Origin of the sequence: Lentzea xinjiangensis, assembly GCF_900110955.1 — a bacterium.
In the GTDB taxonomy this organism is placed as follows: Bacteria; Actinomycetota; Actinomycetes; order Mycobacteriales; family Pseudonocardiaceae; genus Lentzea; species Lentzea xinjiangensis.
The window spans coordinates 181,661-190,812 of the sequence record NZ_FOFR01000017.1 but is presented as its reverse complement, the minus strand read 5'-3'; the positions used below and the strand labels follow the sequence as shown (position 1 = coordinate 190,812).

General features: G+C 70.5%; 11 protein-coding genes. All 11 read right to left on the bottom strand.

From position 1 onward, the window contains the following. A partial coding sequence (locus BMW88_RS30355) for a leucine zipper domain-containing protein (protein WP_143116216.1) occupies positions 1-210 on the bottom strand: 210 nt, incomplete at its 3' end. A 108-nt stretch (positions 211-318) separates the two neighbouring features. After that, positions 319-900 carry a GTP-binding protein gene (locus BMW88_RS30350; RefSeq protein ID WP_089957141.1) on the bottom strand — a complete coding sequence of 194 codons (582 nt, stop codon included), beginning with the start codon at positions 898-900 and terminating at the stop codon, positions 319-321. Beyond that, positions 881-1,246, bottom strand: a complete 366-nt coding sequence (locus tag BMW88_RS30345; protein ID WP_089957138.1) for a DUF742 domain-containing protein — start codon at positions 1,244-1,246, stop codon at positions 881-883. The genes BMW88_RS30350 and BMW88_RS30345 overlap by 20 nt, the downstream gene beginning before the upstream one ends. Continuing rightward, entirely contained in the window at positions 1,246-1,680 is a 435-nt protein-coding gene (locus BMW88_RS30340; protein WP_089957136.1) for a roadblock/LC7 domain-containing protein, read from the bottom strand. Before BMW88_RS30340 ends, BMW88_RS30345 begins: the two co-directional genes overlap by 1 nt. Continuing rightward, on the bottom strand, positions 1,677-3,875 hold the full coding sequence (locus BMW88_RS30335) for a sensor histidine kinase (RefSeq protein ID WP_245778167.1): 2,199 nt from the start codon (positions 3,873-3,875) through the stop codon (positions 1,677-1,679). Before BMW88_RS30335 ends, BMW88_RS30340 begins: the two co-directional genes overlap by 4 nt. Positions 3,876-4,236: 361 nt before the next feature. Beyond that, positions 4,237-5,136, bottom strand: a complete 900-nt coding sequence (locus BMW88_RS30330) for an NHL repeat-containing protein (protein WP_089957132.1) — start codon at positions 5,134-5,136, stop codon at positions 4,237-4,239. Positions 5,137-5,220: 84 nt separating this feature from the next. Next, positions 5,221-6,063 carry a helix-turn-helix domain-containing protein gene (locus tag BMW88_RS30325; RefSeq protein ID WP_089957129.1) on the bottom strand — a complete coding sequence of 281 codons (843 nt, stop codon included), beginning with the start codon at positions 6,061-6,063 and terminating at the stop codon, positions 5,221-5,223. Positions 6,064-6,190: 127 nt separating this feature from the next. After that, positions 6,191-6,919 (bottom strand): ATP-binding protein, encoded by a 729-nt coding sequence (locus BMW88_RS30320; protein WP_089957126.1) that lies wholly within the window; start codon positions 6,917-6,919, stop codon positions 6,191-6,193. Positions 6,920-6,969: 50 nt separating this feature from the next. After that, positions 6,970-7,293 carry a hypothetical protein gene (locus BMW88_RS30315; protein ID WP_143116323.1) on the bottom strand — a complete coding sequence of 108 codons (324 nt, stop codon included), beginning with the start codon at positions 7,291-7,293 and terminating at the stop codon, positions 6,970-6,972. Between the two features lie 66 nt (positions 7,294-7,359). Beyond that, the gene (locus BMW88_RS30310) at positions 7,360-7,680 is read right to left on the bottom strand and encodes a hypothetical protein (protein WP_177221468.1); all 321 of its coding nucleotides are present in this window, start codon (positions 7,678-7,680) and stop codon (positions 7,360-7,362) included. 9 nt (positions 7,681-7,689) lie between these two features. Beyond that, the gene (locus BMW88_RS30305; protein WP_089957120.1) at positions 7,690-9,129 is read right to left on the bottom strand and encodes a PucR family transcriptional regulator; all 1,440 of its coding nucleotides are present in this window, start codon (positions 9,127-9,129) and stop codon (positions 7,690-7,692) included. Positions 9,130-9,152 lie beyond the last annotated feature (23 nt).

Below are 9,152 nucleotides of genomic sequence, written 5' to 3'. Positions count from 1 at the left end.
GACCGGTGTGCGGGCGGGGCTGCGGTGCGGACGTGAGCTGCGATCGGCCAGACCCGCGTCGCCTTCACAGCGGTGCCGGGCCAGCCACTTGTGCACGGTGGCACGGGAGATACCGAGCTGCTCGGCGATGCACGCCGGTGACCACCCGGCCGCGCGGCGGGTCACGATCAGTCTGCGGGCATGGATCGTGGTGCGGGCGTTACTGTGCACGCGAGGACCTCCGTGTGCCGATGGGATGCGTCAGACACATCCACTCCGCCCGGAGGTCCTCCCATGTTCAACCCGACACGCCGTCAACAACCTGATTAGTCACTACACCTAGACCGCGGCCAGCCGGTTCATCGAGTGCTGGATCAGGCCCACGAGCACGGCCTTCGACGACTCCCGGTCCCGCGCGTCGCACAGCAGCACGGGGATCGCCTCGTCGAGGTCCAGCGCGTGCCGGACCTCGTCCACCGTGTAGAGCTGCGACCCGTCGAAGCAGTTCACGGCGACGATGAACGGGATGCCCCTGTGCTCGAAGAAGTCGATCGAGGGGAACGAGGAGTCGAGCCGCCGCGTGTCCACCAGGACCACGGCGCCGATCGCACCGGTGGCGAGCTCGTCCCACATGAACCAGAAGCGGTTCTGCCCCGGCGTGCCGAACAGGTACAGCACCACCTTGGTGTTGATGGTGATGCGCCCGAAGTCCAAGGCGACCGTCGTGGTGTCCTTGCCCTCGATGCCGACGAGGTCGTCGACGTGCACACCGGCCTCGGTGAGCAGCTCTTCGGTCCTCAGCGGCGCGATCTCGGACACCGACGCGACCATGGTGGTCTTGCCGGTGCCGAACCCGCCCGCGATGACGATCTTGACCGCGGTCGGCACGGTCAGCTGGTCGTCAGATCCCACGAACACCATCCAGTACGGCCTGCAGGAGATCCCTGTCGGGAATCTGGGGAGTGGAGGTCTGCACGAGCACGTCGCCGCGCTCGATGAGGTCCGACAGCAGGACCTTCACCACGACGAGCGGGACGTCGAGGTAAGCGGCGACCTCGGCGACCGAGAGCGGGCGTGCGCACAGGGACATGATCTCGCGATGTTCGACCGTCAGCGACGTCTGGTCGGACGCAAACGAGGAAGCGCGGACCTGCGTGACGAGGTGCAGGTCGGGCGCGTTCGGCCGGGTGCGGCCGCGCACCATCGCGTAGGGCCGCACCAGCGGCCCCGCGGCCTCGTCGTACCACCAGTCCTCGCGCGAGGTCATCAGCGCGACTCTCGTGCCGAGGGCACCGTCGCCGTTTCTGCGCGCGGAGCCGAGGAGAGGTACGTGCCCACTCGCTTGACCAGCATGTTCATCTCGTAGGCGATCATACCCATGTCCGCGTCCTCCTCGCCCAGCAGCGCGAGGCAGGCGCCGTGACCGGCCGCCGTCACGAACAGGTAGGCGTGCTCCATCTCGACGATGGTCTGCCGCACCGCTCCGCCGCCGAAGTGCCGGCCGGTGCCGCGGGCGAGCGACTGGAACGCCGACGCCATCGCGGACAGGTGCTCGGAGTCGTCGCGGGACAGCCCGGCCGAACGGCCGAGCAGGAGTCCGTCCGCCGACAGCACGACCGCGTGACGGGCGCCGACCACGCGCTGGATGAGGTCCTCCAGCAACCAGTTCAGTTCACCGTGCTGGCTGGTGTTGTCCTTCATGACGAGGGGGCTCCTTCTGCTCTCCAGTCGTCGGTCAGCCGGGCGTCACGGGTGCCGCGCTGGAACGCGGCGAGCCCGTCACGGGTCCGCTCGGCCGACCTGTCGCGGCTCACCGGCTCGGTGTGGGCCGGTTCCTCCGGTCGCGCGAGCTGCGGCGCGAGGTTCTGCCGCTTCTTCCTGCGGGGAAGAGGCGCCTTCCCGTCCGGGGGAGGTGCCGCGGGGGTTGGTTCGTCCACCGATGCCTCTGGTGCTGGAACGGCCGCGGGCGCCGGCGGGTTCACCCCGGCGGTCAACGCCGCGCGCACCTCGCGCGGTACGGCCACCGGGAAGCTCGGGTGCTCCTCCACGTGGCCGTGGCGCTGGTCGTGGAACGACCGCACCGGCATCTGCGTGGTCTCGGTGATGTCGCCCGCGGCGGTGTGCGGGGCGACGATGGTCGGCGGCAGGACGCACAACGCGACAGTGCCACCGTAGGGCGAGTCGCGCAGCTCCACCTTGATGCCCCGCCGCGCGGCGAGCCGGGCGACGACGAAGAGCCCCAGCCGGGACTCCCCCCGGAACGCCATCGTCTCGAAGTCCGGCGGGTTGGAGAGCTTCGCGTTGGCCTGGAGGCGTTCCTCCTGGGTCATGCCGAGGCCGTGGTCCTCGATCTCGATCACGATGCCGTGCGGCACGGCGTTGGAGTGCACGACCACCTCCGACCGCGGTGACGAGAACGCCGTCGCGTTGTCGACGAGCTCCGCGAGCAGGTGGATGGTGTCGGCGACCGCGACGCCCACCAAGGCGCGGTCGGGGACCGGGTTGACCCTGACCCGCACGTACTGCTCGGTCTCGGCGACCGCGGCGCGCAGGACGTCGCTCAGCCGCACCGGCTTGCGCCACTGCCTGCCCGGCTGCTCGCCGGCGAGGATGATCAGGTTCTCCGCGTTGCGGCGGGCCCTCGTGGCCAGGTGGTCGAGCTGGAACAGCGAGTCGAGCTGCTCGGGGTTCTCCTCCTCGCGCTCCAGCTTGTCGAGGATCTTGAGCTGGCGGTGCACGAGCCCCTGGTTGCGGTGCGCGATGTCGAGGAAGACCCGGTTCACGCCCTCGCGGGCCTGCGTCTCCTTCACCGCGGCCGCGACCGCGGTGTACTGGGCAGTGTTGAACGCGTCCGCGACCTGGCCGATCTCGTCGTTGCCGTAGTCCAGCGGCGGCATGTCGCGGTGGATGTCCACCTGCTCGCCGCCGCGCAGCCGCGCCACGATGTGCGGCAGCCGTTCCTGCGCGAGGCGCAGCGTGTCCTCCCGCAACGACGTGAGCCGCGTGACCAGCGCCCGGCTGACCAGCCGGTTCGAGATGCGCAGCGCCAGCACGATGCCGACGACGACCGCGAGCAGCGCGACGAGGCTGCCGATCAGCACCGCGGTGATCCGGCTGTCGGCCTTCTCCAGGCCCAGGGCGGCGGCGTTCTCGGCCTGCCCGACCGCGATCCCGACGAGGTTCTCGTGCACCGGGCCCACCGCCGCGCGCCACTGCCCGTCGGTGACCGCCGGGTCGGCGTTGACGATCCGGCTCTCGAGGTCGAGCAGCGTCCGGTACTCGGCGCTGGCCCGCAGCGCGTCGTACCGCGCGCGCGGCTGCTCCAGCGCGAACGGGATCGTCGAGTCGACGTCCGAGTGGTAGGCGCCGACGAGGCGGGCGAACTCGACGCGCTCCGCCGGGGTGAACGTGCCGTTGAGCAGCCCGCGGGAGCCGATCGTGGCGGCGCGGGACAACCGGTCGGCGGCCTGGAAGATCGCCACGGCGCCGACGCTGCCCTGCCCCGCCTCCGCGTCGGGCACCAGCCGGGCCTGGCGGGCGAACAACGCCACGCCCGCGTCGAGGAGGCCGTTGTAGTAGTCGTAGACGGCCTGCGGGTTCGCGGTCCCGGCCTCGACCTGCGAGCGCTGGCGCGGCAGTTCCTCCAGCGCGGAGCCGATCGCGTTGATCCGGTCCACGACGTCCTGGGGCGAGCCGTCCGCGAGGACGGTGAGGGCGTCCTCCATCTCGCGGACCGACCCGTCGGTGGCGTCCTGCTGCCGGTTCAGCTCGGCGGCGTCCCCGCGGCCCGCCTCGCTCAGCAGCACGAGGCTCAACTGGCGTTCCTTCTGCAGCCCGACGAACGCCTCGACCGACGGGATCATCGCGTCCTTGACGCTCACCGCGATCGAACGCATGTAAAAACCGTCGAAAAGGATGTACGAGGAGAAAACGGCCCACATGACCAGGAGCACCACGCTGGGCACGACCACAACACCGGCCAACCGCGACCGAATGGTCCGGTAGTTGGTCGGCGCGTAACCGCTCCTGTCGTTCACAGCGCTCTCACGGTCTCCTGTCCCACGGCCAGCGCTGCGGGTAACCCGAGTCACCCCTTCGGCTGCAATACGGTAACAAGCGGAGATCGTCGTTACCGAATGACAGCGATCACACGCAGGACGCGGGTCGCAGGCTACCCAGTCGAGTGAGTGGAGCAACACCCGGTTCGGGGGTTCTCACGAGGCAAGAACCCCCGTACGGGCTAGTTCGCCACTCCTTCTACGGGCGTTCCACGGCGACGACGTTGTAAGTCGTCTCCGGCGTCGGCGGCGTGCTGAAGCGGGCATTCGGCAGGTACAGGCGCTTGCCGAACGCGGCAACCGTCGTGGGAACGTCGAACCGCGCGTCCGTGCGTTCCGCGGCAAGAGTCGCGCCATCACCGCTCAGCGTGTAGCGCGCGACTTTGTTCAGCCTGTTTTGCACCACGAACAACTGACGTCCCTCGCGCAACAGACCGTCTCCATTGGTGAGCGTTCGGCCCTGCAAATCGATGCTGATCGTTTTGCCGGTGCGCGGGTCGACCTGGAACAACAGACCGGTGTTGCTCTGCACGACGATCAGACCGCCGTCGAGACCCGTGACGATGCCGTTGAGGTTCGTCGCGCCGGGGGTGACGACCAGGTCGCCGGTCAGGTCGAGCGTCCGGTGCGGCCGCAGGCTCAGCGGCACCTCGTACAGCACCGCCTTGCGCGAATCGGTGAACCACGCCGACCTGGCGGTCAGCACGACGTCGTTGACGAACGTGTCCGCGGTCGCGAACTGGAACCTCGCCAGCAACGCTCCGGAGCGGGTGTCGTAGACGCGGGCGTCACCGCCCACGCCGCCCGCGACCCAGAGCCGCCCGCGCGCGTCGACCTTCATGCCGAGCGACGGCGTGCCCGGTCCGGCGGCGAGCACCCGGCCCCGGCCGGTGCGCAGGTCCGCCGCGTAGATCGACCCGTCGGCCCGCGACCCGAAGTAGGCCTTGGTGCCGCTGATCGCGATGCCTTCCGGCTGCCACCCGTCGGGCAGGGAGAACTCGGTGGGGAAGTGGTGGGACGCGTCTGCGGTGGCCGGCGCCGCGGCGGTGAGCGTGAGGCCCAGGACTGCCGCGAGCAGGACACCGGATCTGCGGTACATGCCGCCTCCTTGTCGGGGTTGGGTGCTCCTCGATCCTCGTCCAGCCGGCGGCCGAACCCCGGTTTTCTCAGCAAGCCGACATCTCTACAGCTCAGCGGCGGCCTCGGCGATGAGCTCCAGCGACTCCCCCGCGCCGAGGGCCACCTCCTGCAGGCTCGCGAACCGCTGCGCGCACTGCTCGGTGAGGCCGGGATCCTCGACGTACTCGCCTTTGATGAACGTTTCCAGATACGCCACGTCGTTGTGCTGGCGGCGCGGGAACCCCAGCAACGTGAACGGTGAGCCCATCGCCGGGTAGGCCCCGGCGCCGTGCGGCACGACCTGGACGCGCACCACCGGGTGCTCGCTCACCTCCATCAGGTGCAGCAGCTGCGCCTTCATCACCCGCGGTCCGCCGACCACCTGCCGCAGCACGGCCTCGGGGAAGACCGCGTGGACCACGAGCGGGTCCCTGTCCTTGAGCCTGCTCGACCAGGCCTCCCGCACCATCGCGAGCCGCGCGGTGCGCACCGGGTCGTCGGTCTGCATCGCCGCGTCGGTGTACTCGGCGAGCTGGAAGACGGCCGGCACGAGATCCGTCGTGAACACGCGCAGCACCGTCGCCTCGTACACGAGATTCGCGAAGTCGGCGGCCGGATCGAAGTTCGGCGTGGCGCCGAGTGCGCGCGTGCGGACTTGTTCCGCGTACTGCGCCCTCGACACCACGGCTTGCCATTCCGGAGTCGGCACCTTGTACACGTACCCGAGCGCCATGATGTCCAACGGCGCGGAAGGCTGCACCGCGTTCTCCATCATGGACAGCTTGGCGCTGCTGAAGCCCACGCGCTGGCCGGCCTCGGCGAGGCTGAGCTCGCGCTCGTCGCGCCACCCGGCCAGCTGCCGCCCGATGGCGCGTTCGAGCGCGGTGGCCCGGAAATCCTTCGGCATGACGCGAAGGATATGACCGATTCGGATTCCCGAATGAGGCCACCGGTGTGGACAACTCTTTAGTGCCAACGATCTCCGTTGAACGGAGAACTATGCCGTTAAACGGCCGTAGCGCTTTTCCGGATTATTAGCGCTTCGTGCGCGCATGAGCGCGCACGAGATCATGGAACCTGAACGCGTAATCTCCGACCTCGGTCAGCAACGACTTCTCCACCAGGTCGTCCAGCGCGTCCTCGACGTCGCACTCGGGCTCCCCGGCGATCGCCGCCGCCACCGGCACGCCGAACGCGCCCGGCTGCCAGGCGCACAACCGGTAGAGCCGCGCCTGCCGCTCCGGAAGCTCCACATAGGACAGGTCGAGCAGGTGCCGCAGCCGCTCGTCGTCGGCGGGCGGCTCGACCTCGATCTCCTGCGCCTGGCCGATGCCGAGCTTCTTCCTGCTGGTCACGAGCACCGTCCCGGACGCAGGCAGCAGGGGCGTCACCTGCTCGGCCGAGTCCGCGCCGTCCAGCAACAGGGTGAACTGCCGCCGCGTGACGAGGCTGCGGAACACCGCGCTCTCGTCCTGCGGGTCGGGCTCGAGGCCGAACGCCCGCAGCAGCGCGCCCAGGTCACCCGTCGCCAGGTCGACGCAGAGCTGGTTGCCGGATCCCCGTTCCCGCAACCACTTGAGCGCCAGCGCGGTCTTCCCCGCCCCTGCGGGCCCGTGCACCAGCGTCACGCCGGGCCTGATCCGCGCGAGCTCGGCGTCGCGGCCCACGAAGTGCCGCGGCGGCGCGGGCGGCCGGAACCGCGGCGGCACGTCGTTCCTGATCCGGACGGCCCCCGTGGTGGCCACCGCAAGTGCGTCACCCATCACCCGCTCCTCCCCGACACGTCGAAGTTACGGGCTTTCCCCGTCTTGCATCAGACGGCCATAGAGTGATCGCACGTGAGCGCGGCCCCGGTGGTGGACGTGGCGGTCTTCACCTGGCGGCCGTTGATGATGATCTTGCACGTGAGTTCGCCGTGCACACCTTCGACCCTGATGGCGATCCGGCCCCCGCGCGCGCCCGTGCGTTCGAACGGCAGGTCGGGATTGCGCAAGGTCCGTTCCCGCTCACCGGGGAACGTGTAGGTGAGCTGGTCGGTCGTGCCCGTTCCCTCGACCACCACGCGAATGCTGGGCGTCGCCGCGCAGCCGGCGCTCCCGGCCAGCACCAGGCCCACCACCACCGCAACGGTCTTCATGGCGGGAACGGTAGGAAACGCGGGCATGCCCGGGCATCAGCCTCAAGGCCGGACCCGCATCAGCCGTCAGACTGACAACCCCTGCCGCCGGAGGCACTCCTCGACCCGCAACCGCTCCACCTCGCGGTCGACGCCCTGGGGCAGGACGTGCAGCCGGTGCTCGACGTCCAGCGCCGCGCAGGCCTGCACGAGCAACGCGTCGTAGGCCTGCCGGGCACCGATCTTCTTGGCCGCCGACGTCCCCGGCTCGAAGCAGGCCAGCGACCGCCGCACACGGCGGAGGTCGGCCGCGATCCGTTCGATCGGCCGATGTCCGGACACCTGCGGGCGACCCGGAAGGCTCCGGGGACACAGCCGGCGCAGCGCCTTCACCAGGTCGAAGGGCACACCCCGAGGTTACCCGGACTGCAGGGCCAGGAAGAGGTCCACGCGCACCTCGAACTCCGCGAGGTCCACGCCGAGCAGCTCCTCGACCCGCCCGACCCGGTACCGCAACGTGTTCACGTGCACGTGCAGCTTCGCGGCGGCGGCCGTCCACGAGCCGGAGCAGTCCAGGAACACCTTCAACGTCCCCGTGAGGTCGGACCCGTGCTCGGCGTCGTAGTCCAGCACCGGCCCGAGGAGCCGGCGCCGCAACGACGTCCGCAGTTCCTCCGGCACGCCCGCGAGCAGCAGTTGGTGCAGCGCGATCTCCTCGCCCGCCACCACACACGTGCGGCCGCTACGCCGTTCGCCAAGACGGCGTGCATGCATAGCCTCCTCCGCGGCGCCACGCAGCCCACGCGATCCCACCGGTGAGCTGATGCCGACGAGCACCCGGGACGAGCCGAGGCCCGGTTCCATCACCCGCAGCGCCTCGCGGACGTCGTCGGGCACCGAGTCGTCGGCCTTCGCGACGGCGTACACCGTGTCGCCGACCGGCGTCACCAGCGCCTGGGGCACCGCCTCCTCCAGCACGGCCGCCGCGAGGTCGGTGCGCTGGTCGGACGTCGTCGCGCTGATCACCCGCAGCCGCGCGCGTTCCAGCCCCGCCGCCGCCAGCCGCGACTCGACGTCGGCCGAGCCGCTCAGCACGGCCGCGACCAGGGGTGCGGCCGTGCGGTTCTCGATCTGGCGGCCCTGGGCCTCGCGGAGGCGTTCCAGCGCGGCCAGCGACGCGAGCTCGGTGGCGGCCTCCTGCGGTGCTTCGCCGCCCACGACGAGGATCCAGCTCGTCAGCCGGGAGCCGCCGCGGTCGGAGACGGGCACGAGCGTGAGGCCCCCCACCGCCTTCGGCAGCCGGTCGGCCTGCAGGAACTCCCTGACGAGCGCGTCCCGGCCGGGAAGCTCGCCGCCCGCGACGACCCGGCCGGTCGTGGAGAGCACCCAGCACGGCGCGCCCAGCTCGTGGGCTCCGGCCCGCAGCAGCGCGGGCAGGCCGGCACCCTCCGCGACGACGCTCAACAGCCGTCGGTGGCGCGACAGGCCCACCAGCTCCACCGACACGCGTTCGGTGATGGTCGCGAACGACAGGTCGACCGGCACCTCCAGCAACGGCACGTGGTGGCGCTCGCAGGCGTCGACGAGGTCGGCCGGCAGCGCGCGGTCTTCGGTCTCGGAGGCGGCCAGGCCGGCGACGCGCGCCGCGGCGAGGGAGCGGACGAACGTCTCGGAGTCCTGCGGGCCGTGGTGCCACAGCAGGCCGGACAGCACGAGCTCCCCGCCGGAGAGGTACCTGCTGGGATCGGGCAGCTCCGTGCCGTACACGCGGGTGACCGCGCGGTCGAGCTGGTCCTCACCGGTGTGCAGGCTCAGGCGCAGTTCCGGCATCCGCAGCAACGTCCGCAGCAGCAACATGAGAGGTCACTTTCGTCCATTCG

What these genes read in the sequence shown, in the direction of transcription:
- BMW88_RS30325 (WP_089957129.1), bottom strand. Translation starts at nt 6,063, where the DNA reads ATGCCGAAGGATTTCCGGGCCACCGCGCTCGAACGCGCCATCGGGCGG.
- BMW88_RS30340 (WP_089957136.1), bottom strand. Translation starts at nt 1,680, where the DNA reads ATGAAGGACAACACCAGCCAGCACGGTGAACTGAACTGGTTGCTGGAG.
- BMW88_RS30315 (WP_143116323.1), bottom strand. Translation starts at nt 7,293, where the DNA reads ATGAAGACCGTTGCGGTGGTGGTGGGCCTGGTGCTGGCCGGGAGCGCC.
- BMW88_RS30305 (WP_089957120.1), bottom strand. Translation starts at nt 9,129, where the DNA reads ATGTTGCTGCTGCGGACGTTGCTGCGGATGCCGGAACTGCGCCTGAGC.
- BMW88_RS30350 (WP_089957141.1), bottom strand. Translation starts at nt 900, where the DNA reads ATGGTGTTCGTGGGATCTGACGACCAGCTGACCGTGCCGACCGCGGTC.
- BMW88_RS30335 (WP_245778167.1), bottom strand. Translation starts at nt 3,875, where the DNA reads ATGCGTTCGATCGCGGTGAGCGTCAAGGACGCGATGATCCCGTCGGTC.
- BMW88_RS30345 (WP_089957138.1), bottom strand. Translation starts at nt 1,246, where the DNA reads ATGACCTCGCGCGAGGACTGGTGGTACGACGAGGCCGCGGGGCCGCTG.
- BMW88_RS30320 (WP_089957126.1), bottom strand. Translation starts at nt 6,919, where the DNA reads ATGGGTGACGCACTTGCGGTGGCCACCACGGGGGCCGTCCGGATCAGG.
- BMW88_RS30330 (WP_089957132.1), bottom strand. Translation starts at nt 5,136, where the DNA reads ATGTACCGCAGATCCGGTGTCCTGCTCGCGGCAGTCCTGGGCCTCACG.